Genomic DNA, 20,245 nt, shown 5'->3' on the forward strand with positions numbered 1-20,245 from the left:
GTTATGAGCTCGGAAATCTTTTTTCAGGATGCAACGCGACTGGCAGAACTGATCCGCAAGCGCGAAATCTCCCCGGTTGAAGTCATGCAGGCGCACCTTGACCGGATTGAAGCGATCGATCCCAAGGTCAACGCCATTGTTACGGTCGCGGACGATGTAATGAAAGCCGCGCAAGCCGCCGAAGCGGCTGTGCTCGCCGGACAGACGCTCGGGCCGCTTCACGGTGTGCCCTTCACTGCCAAAGACTCGATCGACACAGCCGGTGTGCCGACGCAGCGCGGCTCGCCTATTTTCAAAGGGCGCGTGCCTGACGCAGACGCAGTGAGCGTTGCGCGGCTGAAAAAGGCAGGCGGCATTCTCCTCGCAAAAACCAATCTGCCCGAATTCTCTTATTGGATTGAGAGCGACAACCTGCTTAGCGGTCGGTCCAATAATCCGTGGGACCTTGACCTGACACCCGGTGGGTCAAGCGGCGGCGAATCGGCGGCCATTGCAGCAGGTATGTCGCCGTTGGGACTCGGCACTGATCTCGCCATCTCGGTGCGTGGGCCGGCCGCGCAGACCGGCATCGTCTCGCTTAAGGCAACTCACGGGCGAGTACCAATGACCGGCATCTGGCCGCGGGCACCGCGCCGCTTCTGGCATGTGGGTCCCATGGCGCGTAGCATCCGCGACCTTGCACTCGCCTTCTCGCAGTTGGCGGGCCCCGACGGGCAGGACGCTTTTGCGAGCAGCACCGTGCAATTCGATGCGGGCGTCGTGCGTTCGGATGATCGACCGTTGAGAGTGGGCTGGATGGTTGGGCCGGGCTTCGGACCGGTCGATCCCGAAGTCGCCGCGACGGTGCAGTCGGCGGCGGAAGCGCTCAGGAGCGTGGGCTGCATCGTCGAGCCCGTCAGTATTCCCGCGCTGGAACGTGACTTCGCTCTGGATGTGTTCAACCGCCTGCACGTTATGGAAATGAAGCCAGCGTTCGCGGAAGCCACGGCGGGCCACGCTCAGGACGAACTGTACAAGATGGCGAGAACAATGCTCGCGCTGCCTGACACGTCCATGAAGGACTATATCGACGCCGAACAGGCCGCCGAGCGTCTGCGGGACGGCTACGCCGAATACTTCACGAGATACGACGCATTGATTACCCACGTCCTGCCGATCCCCGCACACAAACATGGCGTCGACACGTTCACGATCAACGGTGAGACCGTCGACGCCAGGTATCTGCAAGGCGCAACGGTTCCGCTCAACGTGACCGGTTTGCCCGGCGTTTCGATGCGATTCGGCACGAGCAAGGACGCACTGCCTATCAATGTGCAGATCGTCGGCAGCTGGCAGGCGGAGTCCACCATCCTCCATATCGCGTCATTGCTCGAATCCGTGAGCCCCGTGCGCGATCAGCATCCGAAGATCTGATGCGGTTGGCCGTTTGATTCGGTTTCGTTGCGCCGGACTCGTCCGCGAGTCTGGCGCACACGGGCGCCTTAACCGCGGCGACCGTCGAGCGAACATTTCAGCGGCGCTTAACGTTGCGTTCCCGGCTGGAAAGCCTCACGGTTAGCAATGACGTAATCGCGCACGGAAATCGGCTTTTGGCCCGTTATCTGTTCGACCAGATCGTTAGTGCCGGCGAACTCGCCCGCCTGATAGCCGCTATACACCGACGTAATGTGCTGGATGAAATACGGCGGCAACCCAAACTGGTTGAGACGCGCCTCGAACGATTCGACGCTCTCTGCTTCATAACGCATTGGGCGGTCGAGCGCATCGCCGACTATTTTCGCCATTTGATCGTGATCCAGTTCCTCCGCGCCGAACAACGGATATGTCTTGCCCGCGTGAGACTCAGGGTTCAGCAGGATGCGAGCAATCACACGTCCCTGATCGGCGGCGGCGATCGGTGCGTGACGGCCGCTACCGGCGGGAACGCGCAGCACGTTATGGTTCGCTATCTCCGAGCGCTGAAATCCGTAACTCAGCCATTCCATGAAGAGTGTCGGCCGCAGATGAGTAACGGGAACACCAGACCAATCGAGTATTCGCTCGCCATACCAGTGCGCAAGCGATGCATGGCTCCTTGCGTCGGCGCTCGCGGAAATCTGCGACATATTGACGATCGAGCGAACCCCAGCAAGTTTCGCGGCGTGAGCAAAATAGGCAGTCGCATCGACGAGTTGCGGTTGCATGATCGGGTACACGAAATACGCACCTGTCACGTCGCGTAGCGCTGCCTGAACCGCATGACTGTCGAGCAGATCGCCCACAACAACTTCAACGTCGCTCGTGCGTAACGATGCGGCGCGCTCGTCGTCGCGATGGACCAGTGCGCGCACGTGTGCGCCGCTCGACAAAAGCTCCTCGATAGCGGCACCGCCCGTTGCACCGGTAGCGCCCGTAATCAGATAAACATCATGCTTCATCTCATACTCCAGATTGGAATGTGAACACGTGCGCGACGCGCTTAGCTCGGCGAAGTGCCGGCTCTTTCCTCCAGGCGGCTCTCAGCCTGCCGTCTCACGCAGAGGTGCAGGCGGAACCACGACCTTGACGAGGCCTGTCTTGACGTCGTAAACCAGTCCCGACACGATCAGGTTATCGGGAAGGTTTCTGTTCGCGCGCAGTGCGGCGACATCGAGCGCCACCGCCTCGTATGGCTCCGTGACAGCGAGCTTATCGAGCGCGTCCGTCTCGACATCGAGATGCTTCGCGAGCAAGGCGGGCGCGTGCTTGTAGCAGCCGATAATTCCGCAATCGGTGTGTTGCAGCAGGACGAGATTGCGCGCACCGTCCGGGCGTCCTGCAGCTTTCGCGACGACGCTCAGCACTGCAAGCGTTTCAAGCAACGGTTTGTTCACCCGACCACCGACATTGCGAATGACGGCCGCCTCACCCTGCTTCAAACCCAATACATTGGCGGGATCGACGCGAGGATCGACACAGCCGACCACCACCGTTCCCGTCGACGGCATCATCTTCAGATCGGGCGCAAACGTGGTGTTTGCGAAGTCGGCGTTGCGCTCCAGCATGACATCGTTGAAGTCCATTTTTGCTTACTCCTGCGTTGATGGCTCGAAGTGGCCAGGTTGACTCACAAGCGTCTCGCGCATCGCACTCGCGAGATGCGGATTCGACGACGGTATTGCGCGATTGCACACGCGGTTCACGCGATCTCTTCCAGGTCGCTGGCTGGCGCTTCTCCCGCTGCACGCACCGAGCGCTCGATGACATGAAACTTCGGTGTCCGATCGATTACGAGCCCAAGCACGTCGGGACGGCTGTAATGACCGCGCGAGTCCATCATCCGTTTGCGCTTGTCGATCTGCCAGAAATCCAGATCGGCGATGATCTCGCCCTCTCCTTCACGCAGCGGCGCGCCACCCATGTACTCGCCCTCCGGTGAAACGATGGCGGTGAAACAGCCGCTCGAGATCGGGCCGATCTGGGTTGTATTGGTATCGTGCAGAATCTGCTGTTGCTGTTCGGGCGTCAGCCAGGCGGTCGCATTGACCACAAAGGCTCCCGCCTCCAGCGCGTGCTGGCGGATGTTCACGGAGATCTGCTCTGAGAAAAGATCGCCGGCGAACGAACCCGGATACATCGCCGAATGGATTTGCTCTCCGTCGGCCATCAGCGCATAACGCGCGAGCGGGTTGTAGTGCTCCCAGCACGCCAGTTGACCGACCCGGCCCACAGCGGTATCGACTGCACGCAGGCCTGAGCCGTCGCCCATTCCCCATACCATTCGCTCGTGGTAGGTCGGCGAGAGCTTGCGACGCCGCTGCACCAGCGTGCCGTCGGCGTCGAACAATAGTTGCGTGTTGTAGATCGTGCCGCCGTCGCGTTCGTTGACGCCAATCGATACGACCATTCCGGCCTGGCGCGCCGCTTCGCCGATTGCGCGAGTCGTATCCGACGGAACGGTCACCGCCTGTTCGAGCAGCTTGTAATGCTCGGCGCCCATTGCAAAAGGCGATTCGATGAACGAGAAGTACGGATAATAGGGAACGACGGTTTCGGGAAACGTCGCGAACTGGACGCCCTGCTTGCCGAGTTCGAGAATCTTTTTGACGACTTTGTCGACAGTGCCTTCCCGGCTATACAGGACAGGCGCGATCTGGACTGCTGCGGCGCGGACGATTTTCGACATGATGATGTTCCTTTGGCTAGCTGCGATGCGATTAAGAGAAGTGCTTGAACCTTAACGTCGCGAGCCATTACGATCCATGTCGTTGTTGCCACCATTCAAGACATTCGTGGCCCGACCGCAGTAAGCTGGCTATCTGGATTCACAGGTCCGCCATCGGGGAATTCGATCCAGACGGCGTTCGTTCACACCACGTTCATACTGCATACGGCGGAATCAGATATGCACCGGATTGGCTTTGTAGTGCCAAGAAGATTTCAGATGTTGAGCCTCGCGGCTCTTACGGTGTTCGAGATCGCGAACATGCCGCCGAGAGGCCCGTGCTATGAAGTCCATCTGCTGTCCGAACACGGTGGTCCGGTTGTATCTTCGGGCGGTATGACGTTGGAAACCGAAGCGTTCGGCGATCCGGCATTCGACACGGTCATCGTGGGCTCTATTACTGAAATGAAAATGCCCGCTGCCGATGCTCCCGTGGTTGCGTTCGTGAAAGAGGCAGCCAGAGCATCGAGACGAGTAGCCTCGATCTGCAGTGGCGCATTTGTCCTCGGCGAGGCAGGACTTCTGGATGGCAGACGCGCAACCATGCATTGGGCACACGCGTCCGAATTCAGGGCGCGCTTCCCGAATGTCCGCACGGAAGAAGACCGGATATTTGTCAACGACGGTCCACTGTGGACTTCGGCGGGAATGACGGCGGGGATCGACCTCGCCCTGGCTTTGCTCGACAACGACCTTGGCCCGGACGCCGCAAAAATGGTTGCCAGACTTCTCGTCATGAATCAGCGAAGATTGGGTGGCCAGATGCAGCATTCAGCACTGCTCGACATGACGCCGAAATCCGATCGGATCGAACTGGTCCTCGCGCATATTCGCCGCAACCTGCGCAATCCACTCACCATCGAGGAACTTGCGAATGTCGCAAACCTCAGCCCGCGCCAGTTTAGCCGCGCCTTCGCCACCGAGACCGGTCAGTCGCCCGCCAAAGCTGTCGAACAGTTGCGCCTCGAAGCAGCCAGATTCATGATCGAGCAAGGCCGCCACACCATTAACGTGGTGGCGCAGGAAACAGGTTTCGCGGACCGCGAACGTATGCGCCGCGCGTTCGTGCGGACGTATGGTGTACCCGCCGATATTCTGCGCAGGAGCGCCCGGCGCGAACCGGCCACTGACAATTGAAGGCGCTTTATGGCGGAGGCATGGTTGTCGCGTGCCGAATGCCGACTTCCGGTCGAACGTTGATTCGCTCCGCCATTAGCGATACCTTTACATCTGTCCTGGTCGTCGAGTGCTGGTCAACGAGGGAGGATCGTTTCGTGAAAAGCGCGTGGGCTTTCTCATGCATCGTCGCCATGAGCGCGATCCTCGGCGGATGCGGCAAGGGCGGTTCGCAAAACGTCACTGAGGCATCGGGCGCATCCGCGAGCCAGTCGCCGGCTCAGCCAGCGCAGGGCGCGAGCGGTACACTCACCGCATCAGGCGCGCAAGCGACGGGCGCACTGGGCACCGTCACCAAGGCGCAGTTGCCGGGGGAAGCAGCCGAGACACTGCGGCTGATCGCAGCGGGCGGTCCCTTCCCTTTTGCGGACGACGGTGTGCTGTTTCGTAACAGCGCGCTTTTGCTGCCCAAGCATCCGCGCGGTTACTACCACACATACACGGTTCGCACCCCGGGCTCGACGGATCGCGGGCAGCGCCGGATCGTATGCGGTGGACCGCGCAAGCAGACCAGCGACTGCTATTACACCGACGATTACTACGCCAGTTTCAAGCGCATTGCAGGATAACGGGCGGCGCTGATCCGCGAAACGTCGAACCCGCTCACACGTCCGGATTGCTTTTTATGAAGCCGGTGAACGCGCTATACGACGGAGTGATGGGCGTGCCGTCGAGCATGATGCCGTACGTATCGTTTCCGCTATCGAGCACATACAACATGACCGACTGGATGCGGTGAGTCTTTCTCGCGGAATAGAACTCGCTCAACTGGCTCGTGATGTAATTTGCCCGATAGGCCTGCGTCCGCTCCGGACCCGTGTTCCACTCGCTGATGATGAACGGCACGCCATAACGCGCTTTGCAGTACGTCGGCAGATCGAACCCCGGACTCTGGCCGTCGGCGGGAATCGCGAAGATGTCGCCGTAAACTTCGTAGTTATGCCAGGTGGTGATGTCCCAACGAACCTTGGGATAACCCGTGCTGCCGTCGGGCTGATTGCCTTCCCACAATGCATCGGATGCGCCGATATCGTTCACGCAAAAATTGACGCCGCATTTCGCCGATGGCTGTACTGACTTCACGCCGTCTATCATGCCGCGCAAGACGCCGCGCAGAAGCGGCCAGTTGGCGTTGTTGAAGTCGGCAGCCTTGGTGCCGGCGTTGGTGTCGTCGAGAATGATCGCTCTGTCACGGGTCAGTTCGTTGCCGCATTCGTACATCGTCACGCCGTATGGCATGAGTGCGCGAGCTACCGTCGCGCCGGAACTGAAGCCCGCGTTGTAAGCCGCCGACTCGCTTGCATAGAGAGTGCCGTCGTTGGCGTAGATCCCTTGCTGGATCAACGCGAACACCTGAAGCCCTGCCGTCTGGAATGTCCGCGCGATGTCGGACACCGGGCCGAGTTGCGATGAGTCCGCCGTGCAGCCGACACGATAGATTGTGCAGCCCATCGTCTTCAGAATAGTGACGAGTTGCGCGGGCGTGTACAGGTAGTCGTGGTGACCGTTCATGCCGTAGAACGAACCCGGGGCCGGTGCGGTAGTGACGCGCGGGTCCGAGCAGGCGAGCCATTGAGCCTTGACCTCGGCGTTGACATAGAACTGACCGCTGGTATTGCGCAGGTATATTTTGCCGCCGTACCACAGCGCGATCGATACGTTGTAGTTCGTGCCCGCCACCACGCCGTTCTTATACGCGACGCCGTTCACCAGGGTCCACTTTGCGCCCGTACTGTCGATGATGTAAGGCGCGGACGGCATCGTGGTGCCGTCTGCCGAAGTGCCGCCGGTCAGCCGAGGATCGGCGCACCTGATCCAGCCCGTACCGTTCCATTGGTAAAACTCGCCGGAGGTATTTTCGGCGTAGACGGCTCCGGTGTAGTACATGGCGAGCGCAACGTTATAGTTGTTCCCCGCTACTACACCGTTCTTATAAAGCACGCCGCCCGTAATGGTCCAGACCGCGCCCGCGCTGTCGATGATGGAACTGGCGGGCGGCATGGCCGTGCCGTTTGCCGAAGGCGAGGCGGTGGTGCGCGCCGTGGCACGCGCGGCGGAATTGCCGCTCGCAGCGCGCGCGGCAACCTCGCTGTCCTCACCTCCACCTCCGCCGCAGGCGCTAAGAACACAACTTCCGCCAAGGGCAACGAGCCCTCCAATAAATTGACGCCGCTTAACCATGGTGATTTTCTCAATCGATAAATAGCTTTGAATTTCGTTCGGGCTGCTAACGATCAAGAACATCGCTTCCCAAACTCCACTGCGGATTTGGCCTGCTTCAGCGCGTAAGACCTGGCGATGCTGACATTGACCTTCGTTGCGCTACGCACTCGGCGCAGACCTCAAGAAGGAAAAAATCAGCAATTATTTCCGGTCACTGTGTTGCAGGCTGCAATTCCTACTTGCTATATCGGCCTGAGATGCGAGAACTGCTGCGTTTGCGGCGAATAGTATGAATTTTGCTGTAAGGGGGACGAGAGACGAAGAATCGCCTTTCTTCCGAGGAAAGGCGGGAGAGCGTTGGCTGTGCGGTTTTTGGGGCCGGAGGTTGGCCCTCGTGTCGAACGGCCGTTCTGGCCGATCATTGGCAATCAGTGTGCGATCGGCAGGAGTGTCGCGCGAGCGCCAGCACAGGGCCGGGTGGCGATATCAGATGGCGTGGTGCCGCGTGCCGGTCGCTCACGGATTGCCCGCCATCTCTAGATGCAGGGGATCAATGGATACGGCTCAAGATGACTTCACTTGCTTTGGCGCCGAGTATGTCTTTCGCCGCGCCTGGCGCGCCGACGAAGTCACCACTCATAAAACTTGTGCGGGGTGGCAGCGTCGGCCGTAGTTCGCCGCGCCGCCGGCCTTCCTCTTACGCGCTAGACGAGCGCAGCGAACTGCGGTGAATGGTTCGTGCGGAACACCGCGACGGCGTCGCGCAGAGACCGCGCCTGCTCCGACATCGCCTGAGCCGCCGCCGACGCCTGTTCGACCAGTGCAGCGTTCTGTTGGGTCACCTGGTCCATCTGTACGACGGCGTGGTTGACCTGTTCGATACCGGTACTCTGCTCGCTCGACGCGGCCGAGATGTCAGCAATGACTGTCTTTACCTGATGCACTGACTGCACGATATCGTCGATGATTCCACCAGCGTTGTGCACAAGCTCAGCGCCCGCCGCCACGCGCTGCGATGACTGGCTGATCAATGCTTTTACTTCCTTCGCGGCAGCCGCGCTTCGCTGAGCGAGCGCACGCACTTCGCCAGCGACAACTGCGAAACCTCGCCCTTGCTCGCCGGCGCGGGCCGCCTCAACGGCCGCGTTGAGTGCCAGAATGTTTGTCTGAAAAGCAATACCCTCGATGACCGCGATGATCTCGCTCACTTCCGACGAGCTCTCGCTGATACCTTCCATAGTCCTGACCACGCTCTGCATCACGGTGCCGCCGGAGCTCGCAGTGTCAGATGCCTTTTCAGCAAGCGACGACGCGAGTCCCGCGTTCCCGGCATTCTGGCGCACCGTGCTTGTCAGTTCTTCCATACTGGCGGCCGTTTGCTCCAATGAGGCGGCCTGCTCTTCCGTACGTGCGGACAAACTCAGATTGCCTGCCGCGATTTCCGAACTCGCCATCGCAACGCCGTCCGCGTTGTGACGCACCGTACTCACGACGCTTAGCAAGCTGGATTGCATGTCGGCGAGTGCTCTCAGCAAAGCGCCGAGTTCGTCCGAGCGATCTACATCTATCTTCGAAGTGAGGTCGCCCTGCGCAACGGTACGCGCTACCTCTACCGCAGTGGCAAGCGGTCGCGTGATTGAGCGGCTGAACAGCATCGCACCGCTCAATCCCGCGGCGAAGGCCCCCATCATCAACACCAGACTGATTGCGCCGGCCCGACGCGCGTCTTGGTCGGCTTGCGCCGACATCGCCGCTGTCTTCGTCGCGATTTGCTCGACCACTTCACCGAGCAAACGCGCCGGCTCGCGATCGACGCCGGCGACGGCCCGGTCGCCGACTGTCGGCTCGAAATCGTTGGCCTTGAACGCTTCCAGTCCTTTGCGATAGCCGTTGCCCATGCTTGTATGCGCGTTGCCAAACCGCTCGACCAACGCACGCGTTCCAGGTTCATCAAGCGTTGAAAGCAACACTTTCGTTTCTTCGTCGACAAGGCGTTCCTGTTTTTCGAAGGCGGCCCAGCCTTTGTCGAGTTTCGCGGGGTCCTTGCCACGCAACAGCACGTCTTTCCATTCCTGAACTTGCAGTTTGAAGTTCACAAGGATATTCGCGGCCATTCGCTCATTCGCGACGTGTATGCGCACAAGCTCGTCGTACTCGCCAAGCGAGCGATGCATCGAGTACAGGCCGTACATCGCGCCGGCGAACATCAGGAAGAGTGCCGCGGCAAAACCGAGAGGGAGCTTGAATGCGAGTTTCATGCAAGTCTGAGAGAAGGAGTGGGTACCGTACCGTGCGCATCGTGTAGAGCACTATTGCGGTCTGCGGTCGGGCGCTTACTCTCAGGGTTTACGGCAGTGCGTAGATGGATCTGAATAGTCAAAAACAGATTGTGATGGGAACGCACAGAGACACTGTTCTGGCACCGCAAACCCAAACACACTACAAAAAAATGCTTAGGCGTGGCCGCGCGAATGCGCAGTCATGCTCCTCGCGCGAATCGCGGGTCGCGCTGTGATCGACCTGCGCAAACCGGGCCGGTTGGACCTTCGTCGAACCCGGCTTGCATGCAGGTCTCCGCCATGCACTCACTGACGAGAAAACGCCCTCATCCCGCTGGCTTCAGGACTACTTTCGTCCAACCGTGGTCGCGCGAGTCGAAGTGCTGGTAGGCCTCAGCCGCCCTGCTCAGTTCGAGCTCGTGTGAAACGATGAAAGAGGGTTTCGCCCTACCCGCATGAATCAGATCGCGCAACTGGCGGTTGTAGGCTTTGACGTTGCACTGACCAGTGGCAATATGCTGGCCCTTGAACCAGCACATTCCCCAGTCGAACGCAATCTGCCCCTTCTTGGCCAGGTCATCGGGTGCGCCGGGATCCTGCGGTGTGAATACCCCGACCACACCGATACCGCCGGTGAACTTCACCGACTGGACGAGATTGTTCATGGTCAGATTCGGAACCTCCTTTCCGGCGGGATCATGGCATTGATAGCCGACGCACTCGCAGCCGACATCGGCACCCAGCCCATGAGTGAGCTCCTTGATCCGCTCGACTGGATTGCACTTCGAATCGTCGATGGCGACTGCACCGATTGATTCCGCCAAACGGAGCCGGTCGGGATGGCGATCGACCACCATCACGTTGCAGGCGCCCTTGACCATCGCTGCATGCGCGGCCATCAGCCCGACTGGACCCGAGCCGTAGATGACGACTGCATCGCCCGGCCTCATTCCGGCGAGCTCGGTGCAATGCCATCCGGTCGGGAAGATATCGGCCACCATCACATAGTCGTTCTGCTTTTCCTCGGCATCAGGAGGCAGCTTCAGGCAGTTGAAATCGGCCCAAGGAACGCGCAGGTATTCCGCCTGTCCGCCCTGATAGGGTCCCATGTCGGCGAAGCCGAAGGCAGCGCCTGCCATGCCGGGCTCAGGATTGGCAGCAAGGCAGAATGCGGTCAATCCCTTTTCGCAATTTCTGCAATGCCCACAGCTGATATTGAACGGCATGCACACCCAGTCACCGACTTTCAAACGTTCAACGGCCTGCCCCACTTCGGTGACCTGGCCGAGATTCTCATGCCCGAAAACCCTCCCCTTTTCAAAGTCGGTCCTGCCTTCGAACATATGCAGATCCGAACCGCAGATATTGGTGCTTCTGATCTGCACGATCACATCAGTCGGACGCTCGATTTTTGGATCGGGCACGTTCTCCACGCTGACATCGCGCGGCCCTCGATAGACAACAGCTTTCATCAGGTTGCTCCGGTTACGCGCAAGCCTGCCTGACCCTGCTCCCTCGATTGATGGAAGTCCTGAGTCGGAGCGGGCAGCGCTACCACATGACCCTCCGCTTATGCCCCCGGGCGTCGTACCGGTTTCGAATACCTGTGCGTTTCCAGGCCGTTCGACCGCGTGGTTCCCAGCGTCTTTGACGTCGTCCCAATGCTACGCAACCAGCCGCGGAGGGTTTTCTCCATCGGATCAGCTGGTCGATTCGCACAGACGTCGTTTAGGGTAGCAATGGATATTCCAGACGAAAGCGATGCGAGCCGGACGCGACGTGTATTTTCGTGCCATCTCTCGCGCTTCCCATGCCAATCGCAGCGTACCTTTACGCAGCAGTTCGCTGGCATCGAACGTCGACGCCAGAGTTGCGCGCCGGGCCGATGCTTTCTCTTGTACTTGCGGGGACCGATGTCGCCGAGAGGTGTGTGCGTAATTACAAAGGACGGATCAAACTGTCCACGTTACACGCGTCGCAATAGGTCGTGTGTCCAGTTGATGACGTGTGTATGACGCATACGCCAGCCAGATCTACGTTCGTCGAAGCGCCGGAAAGGTCTCGTCGATCAGTGCACCTTACATGTGCGGCGGGGCCGGTTTTTGTCATCGCGTGTCGCGTGATTGCGCGTACCGCAGCCCAATGTCTGACACGGGCATCGTCTGTGAAGAACCCGAAAATTCTTCCGGTAAGTGCCACAATAAACATGGCGTGCATGTGCAAGCCAACTCTGGTTACGGAGGCAAACGTGATTCACATCGCAAACGCATCGGCGCGAGCACCGGCGACGAAACTCTACGCATTCCATTTCTTGCGATACTTTGCGTCAGTTCTCGCCGGCGCGATGTTAGTCACAGCTTCGGTACAGGCTCAGTCCCCTTCGTTCGACTCGTTTGCCGTGCCGTCCGGTAGCGCACCGCACGATGTCGCGCCAGAGCCTGGCGGTGCCGTCTGGTACACCGCGCAGGCGCAAGGCGCGGTCGGAAGGCTGGACCCGCGCAGCGGCAAGACGGAACGGATTGCGCTCGGCAACGGATCGGCGCCGCATGGCGTGATCGTCGGTCCGGACGGAGCCGCATGGATTACCGATGGCGGGTTGAACGCGATCGTACGTGTCGATTCGAAGACACTCGCTGTCACGCGCTTCCCATTGCCCAAAGACCGACAGAACGCCAACCTGAACACCGCCGTTTTCGACAAACGCGGACATCTGTGGTTTACAGGACAAGGCGGAATCTACGGTGAGCTAGACCCGGCAACCGGCAAAATGCGCGTGTTCGATGCACCGCGCGGGCCGGGTGCCTATGGAATCTGTGTCACCCCCGACGGCAGCGTGTACTTCGCTTCACTGGCTGGCAACTACCTTGGCCGCATCGACCCGGTGAGCGGCACGGCTCAAGTCATCGAGCCGCCGACACCGGAACAGGGAGCGCGCCGCGTATGGTCCGATTCGAAAGGTCGCGTCTGGATCAGCGAGTGGAACGCGGGAAAGGTGGGAGTGTTCGATCCGACAGCGCATCGGTGGCGCGAATGGAAACTGCCGGGCGCCGATCCGCATGTGTATGCAATATTCGTCGACGACAAGGACATCGTCTGGCTCAGCGAATGGAGCGCTAACGCGCTCGTGCGCTTCGACCCACAAACGGAACGATTCGAGACGTTTGCGCTGCCTCGCTCACATGCGAACGTACGCCAGATGATGGGCCGGCCGGGAGAAGTCTGGCTGTCCGAGTCTGGCACGGATCACTTGCTGCGCTACCGGTCGAGCACAACGGTTGCCGGCAGCAAGTAACAGCCCGCGCGCCTCAGCCCAGGCTTTAACTTTCCTTTTCCCCTGCATACACTAGATTCGAGCCACGTGACCCGTCGCGGGGCACAAGGAGGACGACCATGACTCCCTGGGAAATTCAAGGCACCGAACTCGTCAATTGCAATTGCTCATACGGCTGCCCCTGCCAGTTCAACGCCCTGCCGAACAACGGTTTCTGCGAAGCAATGGGCGCCATCTCGATCAGCAACGGTTATTACGGCGACGTGCCGCTAGACGGCGTCAAGCTTGCGGTCGTGTTTCAGTGGCCCGGGCCGATCCACGAAGGCAAGGGCAAGTGCCAGCCGATCGTCGACGAACGAGCTAGCCCCGCGCAACGAGAAGCCATTCTGAAAATCATGACGGGGCAGGACACCGAGCCGTTCGCGACGATGTTCGCCGTTTTTGCATCGACGGTCGAGCATGCATTCGACCCGATCTTTACGAAAATCGACTTCGACGTCGATGTCGACGCCAGGCGCGGCCGGGTTCATGTCGAGGGTGTATTCGACGTCGTCGGCGAACCGATTCGCAATCCAGTAACGGGCGACGAGCACCGCGTCCGGATCGACCTGCCTCACGGGTTCGAATACGAACTTGCCGAGATCGGCTCCGGCACGAGCCGCTCGCAGGGAAACATCGCACTGGATCTCAAGGGGACTTATGCGCAGTTCGCGCAATTGCACCTGAATAACAAAGGACCGGTCCGGCATCGCGCCGCGGCATGAGCAGCTTCGAAATTGGCGTGGGGCGCGAGCGCGTGATTACCGCGCTCGGCATTGTCGCCGTCGTCGCGTTTTCGTGGGCCTACGTGTGGACCGGCGCGGGTATCGGCATGTCCGCGCTGGAGATGACAGCCGTCGCGCTGTTCCCTCATCGACTGGCAGACGGCGGCGGGGGAATGGATCTGTCGTTGCCCACTGTGATCCTGATGTGGTGGGTGATGATGATCGCAATGATGACACCCAGCGCAACGCCGCTGATCCTGTTATATCGACGCGTGTTGCGGCACCACGCGTCCACCGAGTCCAGTTCGGCCGTCCCGTCGATGTCTCTGCTGGCCGGTTACCTGACCGCATGGCTGGCCTTCTCAATCTGCGCGGCATCGCTCCAGGAGCTGCTGCAACCGATCGGCCTCATTTCGGAAATGATGCTGTGGTCGAGGAGCGCTCCGCTTTCCGCGATTGTTCTGGCCTCGGCGGGCCTCTACCAGTTCTCGCCACTTAAGCGCGCCTGTCTCGCGCAGTGCCGATCACCAGTCAACTTCCTCACTGCGCACTGGCGCCCTGGCGTTGCAGGCAGCTTCCTGCTCGGAATGCGTCATGGAATTTACTGCGTGGGCTGCTGTTGGCTGCTGATGGCATTGCTGTTCGTCGGCGGCATCATGAATCTCATCTGGATCGCCGCGCTGGCGCTGATCGTTTTCGTGGAGAAAATCCTGCCCGGCGGAGAGCGAGTCGGCCGCGTGCTGGGCGTCGTGCTGATTGTCTGGGCAGGCGTTACTTTGCTGGTGTGATCCGCTTTTCTCTTCGCAGTCGATCTGTGAGTGACCGGACAACTCCGTCCGTCAGTAATCAGCTCCCCTTAGCAAAGAAACTCCATTGTGAATGCGCTTGCGTGACAAGCGCCGACACGAGCCCGGTCTGAGACGTCCGAAGCTGACGACACCCGCAGGATAAAGCCCGGCCCGAAGTGTCGTCGGGCGCATTGAAGGGCGTCATGCAGATCAGCCTGCGCGTCGCCGCATCAGTTGGCGCAGCGACAGCGCATGCAGCAGGATCGACCCTGGCACCACGAATGCGGGAGTCAGCACATCTGGATAAGCGCCGGCGCCAATGCTTGGCATGTCTGGAACGATCAACTGGAATGGGCCGGGCGAAGTGATCATTCCCAAGGTAATCGCGACGGCGAAGTCGGCGAGGCCGAACATGTTCCAGGCGATCGCCGCCTTCCGCCCTTGTTCTGCACCGCTCGCCACGGCAATTGCCACCGGCACGGCGAGCAGGCCGGTCAGCACATCGCCGATTCCCGCCGGCAAGGCGAACACGCCTGGCAGCAACCCGTGCAGCCACGCAGCGAGCGCCCAACTGCCGAATATCCGGTAAAGCTGCAGAGCGACAAGCCAGCTTGCCGGCATCGCATCGAGCACCCGTCCCACCCGCGTTGACAACAGCAGCAGCGGAGCGCCGACCATCACCGGCACGAAGATCGCCAACGGCAACATCGGCAAGGGCGAGGCATCCGTGCGGAAGGCGCCATTGATCGCCGCGCTCCAGACAACAGCGAACCAAAGCGTGTCTGGGATCATGACCGCGAGCCAGGTCGTACGCCGTTCGCCCGGCGTCAGGTCCGTGCTTTCGAGGCCTAGCCACAAACCCACCGCGATCAACGCATGAGCCGTCAACTGATGAGCAGTGGTCGGTACACCGCTGGTCGGGATAATCGGCTGCCAATAGATCAATACGATCCACAGCGCCACCGACGGGATGAGCCAAAACAGGCTGCGCCACGCGGGAGCGCGCGGGACGATATCGACGGGGACGGGGACGCGGACGGCGGTCATCAGCGGTTCTCCAGGTGATTTGCAGTCTTCGCGGATGTTTTCTCGAACACCGCTGTCAAGATGCCGAGTCGGCCTTCCATGAGATTTCGGCCCAGGTTGGTGGTGAGCTGGGCGAAGTCCAACCCCATCACCACGCCGAGATTGGGCGAGGACGGCGGCCCTGACGCACGCAACTGCACAAACCAGGCCTTCGCTGTCCCGGTGTCGTCTTGCGATGCCAGCGTGCTGAAACCTGCTTGTTCGATCGCCGCGTGCGTCTCATCGGCCGTGAGGAGAAAGCTCGTTGCCGGCGTCCGCGCCCAGGGAACGGGATAGTGCGGCTCGCCGCCGTTTGCGACGACGTCGAACGTCGCAAATCTGCCGCCCGGCTTCAGCACGCGCCGGATCTCCTGGTAGGGCCGTGGGCGGTCCGCAATGTTCATTGCGACGTGCTGCAGCAATACGGCATCGAAACAGTTGCCGTCGAAGGGAAGACCCAGCGCGCTGCCGGCATGGAACGACACCCGTTCACTCTGCCCTGTGCGCCGGCTGAGATAGCGTGCGGCATCCACGAACGGCTCGCTGAGGTCGATACCCGTCACGCGGCAGCCGTACGTTGCAGCCAGAAAACGGGCCGGCCCGCCAACACCCGACCCGATGTCCAGCACCGACATGTCAGAGGTGATGCCGGCCAGCGCGGCAAGCTCGGCGGTGGCAGCAATACCACGGGTGTGAAACTGGTCGAGAGCGGCCAGTTGCTCGGGTGTGAGCGGCTGATCTTCCGGTCCGAAAGCCGCGAGCGCGACCTTCAGCCGCTCGGTCAGTCCGGTCGCTCGATAGTGATCACGCACGCCATCAAGTGCATCGTTCATTGCAAGGTTCCTCCACGGTCCTGACGCATTGTCGAGAGCTTGCGAGTCCCCATCGGTACGACTCCTTGCCCACAGGCATAGGTGTACCATCGTCTCTCGCGAGCGACTATTCATCACAATGTTGACGGGCTATGAAGCAGATCTTCACAGTCAGGCAGGGCGCGCTCGATGGCGTGGAGGCGTTCTTGTGCGTTGCCCGGCATCGCAGTTTTCGCAGGGCAGCTGCGGAACTCGGCGTGACGCCGTCGGCGATCAGTCAGGCGGTGCGTGTGCTGGAAGAGCGCATTGGCGCAGTGCTCTTCATACGCACCACGCGTAGCGTCGGCCTGACCGAAGCAGGCGAACAGTTTCTTTCGCGCGCAAAGCCTGCGTTCGAGGAACTCGTCGCCGCCAGCGACGTTGCGCGTGGCCTCGGCCAGCGGCCCAGCGGACTGCTACGTCTTTCGGTGCCGCGTGCGGTGGTGCCACTGCTGCTCGATCCCCTGATCGCATCGTTCCACCAGGCTTATCCCGAGGTCGAAGTAGAGATCGCCGCAAGCAGCGAACTGGTCGACCTTGCAACTGAAGGGTTCGATGCCGGTATCCGGCTGGGTCAGTTCATCGACGCGGACATGGTCGCCGTGCCGTTGACGCCGCCGCTTCGTTTTGTCGTTGTCGGCAGCCCGGCCTACTTCGCGGCGCGCAGCCGGCCGGAGCACACCGACGATCTGCGGCAACACGCATGCTTGCGATGGCGCAAATCCAGCGGCGCGCTCGCGCTATGGTCATTCAACAACGGTGGCAACGCGATCGAGATCGCCGTAAGCGGCCCTTTTATCGCCCATGATTTCCCCACCATGCTGGGTGCGGCAATGGAAGGTATAGGCCTTGCCCAGTTACCTGAACCGATGCTCGCCGAAGGACTGCGAACCGGAAAACTGGTAGAAGTGCTGAAGCCGTTAGCGCCGGTGATACCAGGCGTGTTTCTGTACTATCCAAGCCGCCGGCAAGTCATGCCGAAACTGCGCGCCTTCATCGATCATGTGAAGAGCCGCCAGGCAGAGCAAGGCAAAGTCCCAGATACAAGATGACGATGGCGATCATGAGCCGGATGCGCTTGGTGGAAGCTCACCGTCGCGAGCGGGACAAACCTGCGGTGCCCGAAATTCATAAACTAAGGTAGCCGGGCTGACGCACCCATCAACAGCTAGTTCGCAAGTAACACCGCGTCATGGTTGCGCGAGCCGGTTCAGCGACGGCCCAAAATAGCCTGCCACCCAGGTGCCGTTTGCACCGAAGTCCCATGTCGGTCCGAAGCTTGCAGGATCCCGCAATTCCAGGTCGGTGAGGCCGCTCGAACTGGCCACGGCCGTGCCCGAACCGACGCCGGCTTGCGCGCCCGATGACTCACTGTTCCAGAAAACGTCGTTGGCGATGCTGCCGCTATTGTTGCCCGCGATGCCGCCCACTGTCGCGTTGGCATCCGGCGTGAGCTTCGCATACGCGTACGACTGCTCAATGCGGCCAGTATTGTTGCCAACCAGTCCGCCGACCGTCGTGCCTCCGCTCATCTGGAACGCGAAGGCGTAAGAACGCACGATGTCGCCATTGTTCGTGCCGACCAGGCCGCCAAAAGTGCTCGGCGCGCCGGCTGTCATCGAGTTAAGCGAATACGAACGATCGATGTGCCCGTCGTTGCGCCCGACCAGCCCGCCCAGTTCACCCGTGCCGGTGATGTTCACACCCGCCCACGACCGCTCGATGTTGCCGAAATTCTCGCCGACCAGCCCGCCGATCACCGAGTTCGCGTTGCCCGTCGACGTGATGATGCCTGTCGCGCCGACATTGATCAGCGTCCCGTAATTGACCGCCGCGAGCAAACCTACAGGGCCTGAGGAAGACGTCCCCGTGCCGTCTGCCAGCGTGAAGTTGCGCACCACCCCATCTTTGCCGATCACGTTGAACATTCCGGCATTAGCGGCGAGATGAAGATCTGCCGGCAGATGGCCCATGCCGTCGAACTGGCCGGTGAACGGATGGTCGGCGGAGCCAATCCCGCCGAACTCGCCCGCATCGACGAATTCGATTCCGCGCGGAGCCAGCGCATAGTTGCCCGCGAGGTTTTTGTTCACCGCGCGCAGGTCGTCTAGCGACGCGATTAGCTGATAAGCCGTGAATTGCGTGAGCAGTCCACTGAACGGCGCGGCCTGCCAGGACGGATTCGTGACGACCGTGCCGCGTGTGAAAGTGCCGTTGATGTCGTAAAGCGCCGTGATGATGCCGGTGCTTCGCGACCAGTCGAGCGTGCCCTGATTGATCACGCTCCCGCCGTTGTCGAAGCCATAGCTGTCGGCGGAAAGCGTCAGCGGACCTGCGCCGATGTTGGCGATTGTGACGCGCGGCGCGATGGTCAGCGAGTGCGCGGCATTGAGATTAAGCGACGCGTCACCGCACCAGCGCAGACTCGCTTCCACGTCAATGTTGCCTTTGCCGTTCGCGCCCAGCTTGCCGTCGGCGCCATTCGCCAGCACGTTGACCGACGCGCCGCGGCTCAGGCTGGCGCCGAGCGTGTCGGCGGTGCGCGCATCGACGGTGAAATCTCCGGTCGTAATGTTCCACTGTCTGGCCTGGACGTCTGCGCCGCCCACCTTGACGCTGCCGCCGGACATCTCGACTACGCCGCGGCTGCCGTCCGCGTTGCGAGCGCTGATCTGAGCGCCGCGTGCATCGATGTTGCCTGTGTTGACGCGGTAGTTCGTGGTGGTGTCGGCGACGAGCCAGACGTGTCCGTCGCGCGTCGCCGTGCCCGTCGCGCGCAGCGCGCCCGAGTGACCGGCCAGCGCGAAGATGTTGCCGTCCGCCGCCTGAAGGTTGATGGTCGCCGCTTCGACGGTGCCCGTGTTCCTGATCGTGCCGCCGCTTCCCACATCGACGGAAAGCTGCTGATAAGCGCTATCGTACAAGCGCACCTGACGCCCCACGGCAAATTCCGCGTTGCCGTTGGGCGCATCTATCTTTCCTGCATTGACGACCTTGCTGGCCGATATAAGCAGAACGTCGCCGCCAGACGACGAAATCCTGCCGAGGTTGACGACATTCGCCGTGGAATTCCCGGTGTAGGCCGTTCCGCCGATCGCGCGCGGATTGAGGAAGCTGTCGTCGGAAACGTCGAGCGTCGATGCCAGGAAGCGGCCACCCGTCGAAATCACGCCGGTTCGACCGATCAGCACGCCATTAGGGTTGATGAGATACACACTACCCGTCGCGTTGAGCGCGCCGTAGATCGCGGACACATCGCTGCCGGTCACGCGGTTGAGCGTTGCGCCCGTGCCGTTGTTGATCGACACGGTGTTCCCCACACCGATCGAAAAACTGTCCCAATTGATGATGCCGCGCCCGCCCGCTTGCGTGATGTTCAGGTTCCGGCCGTTCTGCGCGATGCTGCCCGTGGTGCCGACGAAACTGCCGCCCTGCGGCAGAGGTCCTGCCGCGACACTCGCGTGACCATAGAGAAGCGCCGCCGCGGTAAGCCCTAACCCGGCCCACCGTTTTGCTACCGACCGCCGACGATCATGGAGTGCGCGCGTGCCACGCGCTAGCGCTGCAACGGCCATAGAACCCCCTTTTTCCGGCATAAATGTTTCGCCATCCTGAGCGAGTGCGCTCGATATCAGGCCAGCGGCGCACGTGCATTGATCTGAAGGTTAGCAGGGGGAACAGCCGTAGTCAGTCAAAAGTTAGTAG

The 20,245-nt window shown here is 60.9% G+C and carries 16 protein-coding genes; 7 read left to right on the forward strand and 9 right to left on the reverse strand.

What is annotated here, in order from left to right; all coding sequences use genetic code 11:
• Positions 1–3: 3 nt before the first annotated feature.
• Positions 4–1,413, forward strand: a complete 1,410-nt coding sequence (locus H281_RS0108730) for an amidase (RefSeq protein ID WP_020066717.1) — start codon at positions 4–6, stop codon at positions 1,411–1,413.
• 107 nt (positions 1,414–1,520) lie between these two features.
• Here the strand turns inward: H281_RS0108730 and H281_RS0108735 are convergent, their stop codons facing one another.
• From H281_RS0108735 to H281_RS0108745, 3 genes are all read right to left on the reverse strand, one after another.
• On the reverse strand, positions 1,521–2,417 hold the full coding sequence (locus H281_RS0108735; protein ID WP_020066718.1) for an NmrA family NAD(P)-binding protein: 897 nt from the start codon (positions 2,415–2,417) through the stop codon (positions 1,521–1,523).
• 81 nt (positions 2,418–2,498) lie between these two features.
• Positions 2,499–3,041 carry a carbonic anhydrase gene (locus H281_RS0108740; protein WP_020066719.1) on the reverse strand — a complete coding sequence of 181 codons (543 nt, stop codon included), beginning with the start codon at positions 3,039–3,041 and terminating at the stop codon, positions 2,499–2,501.
• A gap of 116 nt (positions 3,042–3,157) precedes the next feature.
• On the reverse strand, positions 3,158–4,144 hold the full coding sequence (locus tag H281_RS0108745; protein ID WP_020066720.1) for a nitrilase-related carbon-nitrogen hydrolase: 987 nt from the start codon (positions 4,142–4,144) through the stop codon (positions 3,158–3,160).
• A 219-nt stretch (positions 4,145–4,363) separates the two neighbouring features.
• On the opposite strand from H281_RS0108745, the gene H281_RS0108750 reads away from it, so the two are divergent.
• Together H281_RS0108750 and H281_RS0108755 are read left to right on the forward strand one after the other, a co-directional pair.
• The gene (locus tag H281_RS0108750) at positions 4,364–5,320 is read left to right on the forward strand and encodes a GlxA family transcriptional regulator (RefSeq protein ID WP_027804418.1); all 957 of its coding nucleotides are present in this window, start codon (positions 4,364–4,366) and stop codon (positions 5,318–5,320) included.
• Between the two features lie 137 nt (positions 5,321–5,457).
• The gene (locus H281_RS0108755) at positions 5,458–5,928 is read left to right on the forward strand and encodes a ribonuclease (RefSeq protein ID WP_027804419.1); all 471 of its coding nucleotides are present in this window, start codon (positions 5,458–5,460) and stop codon (positions 5,926–5,928) included.
• 34 nt (positions 5,929–5,962) lie between these two features.
• Here H281_RS0108755 and H281_RS0108760 read toward each other — a convergent pair whose 3' ends face one another.
• The 3 genes from H281_RS0108760 to H281_RS0108770 form a co-directional block, all read right to left on the reverse strand.
• Entirely contained in the window at positions 5,963–7,540 is a 1,578-nt protein-coding gene (locus tag H281_RS0108760; protein WP_027804420.1) for a hypothetical protein, read from the reverse strand.
• A 686-nt stretch (positions 7,541–8,226) separates the two neighbouring features.
• On the reverse strand, positions 8,227–9,780 hold the full coding sequence (locus H281_RS0108765; RefSeq protein WP_020066724.1) for a methyl-accepting chemotaxis protein: 1,554 nt from the start codon (positions 9,778–9,780) through the stop codon (positions 8,227–8,229).
• 347 nt (positions 9,781–10,127) lie between these two features.
• Positions 10,128–11,273, reverse strand: coding sequence for a glutathione-independent formaldehyde dehydrogenase (locus tag H281_RS0108770; protein WP_020066725.1), 1,146 nt, complete (start codon positions 11,271–11,273; stop codon positions 10,128–10,130).
• Positions 11,274–12,145: 872 nt separating this feature from the next.
• On the opposite strand from H281_RS0108770, the gene H281_RS0108775 reads away from it, so the two are divergent.
• The 3 genes from H281_RS0108775 to H281_RS0108785 all read left to right on the forward strand — a co-directional run bounded on the left by H281_RS0108775 (position 12,146) and on the right by H281_RS0108785 (position 14,624).
• Positions 12,146–13,093 (forward strand): Vgb family protein, encoded by a 948-nt coding sequence (locus H281_RS0108775; RefSeq protein ID WP_123282659.1) that lies wholly within the window; start codon positions 12,146–12,148, stop codon positions 13,091–13,093.
• A gap of 98 nt (positions 13,094–13,191) precedes the next feature.
• The gene (locus H281_RS0108780) at positions 13,192–13,836 is read left to right on the forward strand and encodes a DUF1326 domain-containing protein (protein WP_020066727.1); all 645 of its coding nucleotides are present in this window, start codon (positions 13,192–13,194) and stop codon (positions 13,834–13,836) included.
• Positions 13,833–14,624: a DUF2182 domain-containing protein gene (locus H281_RS0108785; RefSeq protein ID WP_020066728.1), complete on the forward strand. Its 792-nt coding sequence runs from the start codon at positions 13,833–13,835 to the stop codon at positions 14,622–14,624. The genes H281_RS0108780 and H281_RS0108785 overlap by 4 nt, the downstream gene beginning before the upstream one ends.
• A gap of 210 nt (positions 14,625–14,834) precedes the next feature.
• Here H281_RS0108785 and H281_RS0108790 read toward each other — a convergent pair whose 3' ends face one another.
• Together H281_RS0108790 and H281_RS0108795 are read right to left on the reverse strand one after the other, a co-directional pair.
• The gene (locus tag H281_RS0108790; protein WP_020066729.1) at positions 14,835–15,671 is read right to left on the reverse strand and encodes a hypothetical protein; all 837 of its coding nucleotides are present in this window, start codon (positions 15,669–15,671) and stop codon (positions 14,835–14,837) included.
• Complete coding sequence (locus tag H281_RS0108795) at positions 15,671–16,522, reverse strand: class I SAM-dependent methyltransferase (RefSeq protein WP_020066730.1); 852 nt, start codon at positions 16,520–16,522, stop codon at positions 15,671–15,673. Before H281_RS0108795 ends, H281_RS0108790 begins: the two co-directional genes overlap by 1 nt.
• Before the next feature lie 131 nt (positions 16,523–16,653).
• Here H281_RS0108795 and H281_RS0108800 point away from each other — a divergent pair, with 131 nt between their 5' ends.
• Entirely contained in the window at positions 16,654–17,592 is a 939-nt protein-coding gene (locus H281_RS0108800; RefSeq protein WP_020066731.1) for a LysR family transcriptional regulator, read from the forward strand.
• A gap of 138 nt (positions 17,593–17,730) precedes the next feature.
• Here H281_RS0108800 and H281_RS0108805 read toward each other — a convergent pair whose 3' ends face one another.
• Positions 17,731–20,115, reverse strand: coding sequence for a two-partner secretion domain-containing protein (locus H281_RS0108805; RefSeq protein WP_020066732.1), 2,385 nt, complete (start codon positions 20,113–20,115; stop codon positions 17,731–17,733).
• Between the last annotated feature and the right edge of the window lie 130 nt (positions 20,116–20,245).

It is taken from the genome of Paraburkholderia caledonica (assembly GCF_000383275.1).
Classification (GTDB): Bacteria; Pseudomonadota; Gammaproteobacteria; order Burkholderiales; family Burkholderiaceae; genus Paraburkholderia; species Paraburkholderia caledonica.

Bases quoted from the DNA above. Each gene is read 5' to 3' on its own strand.
- H281_RS0108730 (WP_020066717.1), top strand. From the start codon at position 4: ATGAGCTCGGAAATCTTTTTTCAGGATGCAACGCGACTGGCAGAACTG.
- H281_RS0108735 (WP_020066718.1), bottom strand. From the start codon at position 2,417: ATGAAGCATGATGTTTATCTGATTACGGGCGCTACCGGTGCAACGGGC.
- H281_RS0108740 (WP_020066719.1), bottom strand. From the start codon at position 3,041: ATGGACTTCAACGATGTCATGCTGGAGCGCAACGCCGACTTCGCAAAC.
- H281_RS0108745 (WP_020066720.1), bottom strand. From the start codon at position 4,144: ATGTCGAAAATCGTCCGCGCCGCAGCAGTCCAGATCGCGCCTGTCCTG.
- H281_RS0108750 (WP_027804418.1), top strand. From the start codon at position 4,364: ATGCACCGGATTGGCTTTGTAGTGCCAAGAAGATTTCAGATGTTGAGC.
- H281_RS0108760 (WP_027804420.1), bottom strand. From the start codon at position 7,540: ATGGTTAAGCGGCGTCAATTTATTGGAGGGCTCGTTGCCCTTGGCGGA.
- H281_RS0108765 (WP_020066724.1), bottom strand. From the start codon at position 9,780: ATGAAACTCGCATTCAAGCTCCCTCTCGGTTTTGCCGCGGCACTCTTC.
- H281_RS0108770 (WP_020066725.1), bottom strand. From the start codon at position 11,273: ATGAAAGCTGTTGTCTATCGAGGGCCGCGCGATGTCAGCGTGGAGAAC.
- H281_RS0108775 (WP_123282659.1), top strand. From the start codon at position 12,146: ATGTTAGTCACAGCTTCGGTACAGGCTCAGTCCCCTTCGTTCGACTCG.
- H281_RS0108780 (WP_020066727.1), top strand. From the start codon at position 13,192: ATGACTCCCTGGGAAATTCAAGGCACCGAACTCGTCAATTGCAATTGC.
- H281_RS0108785 (WP_020066728.1), top strand. From the start codon at position 13,833: ATGAGCAGCTTCGAAATTGGCGTGGGGCGCGAGCGCGTGATTACCGCG.
- H281_RS0108790 (WP_020066729.1), bottom strand. From the start codon at position 15,671: ATGACCGCCGTCCGCGTCCCCGTCCCCGTCGATATCGTCCCGCGCGCT.
- H281_RS0108795 (WP_020066730.1), bottom strand. From the start codon at position 16,522: ATGAACGATGCACTTGATGGCGTGCGTGATCACTATCGAGCGACCGGA.
- H281_RS0108800 (WP_020066731.1), top strand. From the start codon at position 16,654: ATGAAGCAGATCTTCACAGTCAGGCAGGGCGCGCTCGATGGCGTGGAG.
- H281_RS0108805 (WP_020066732.1), bottom strand. From the start codon at position 20,115: ATGGCCGTTGCAGCGCTAGCGCGTGGCACGCGCGCACTCCATGATCGT.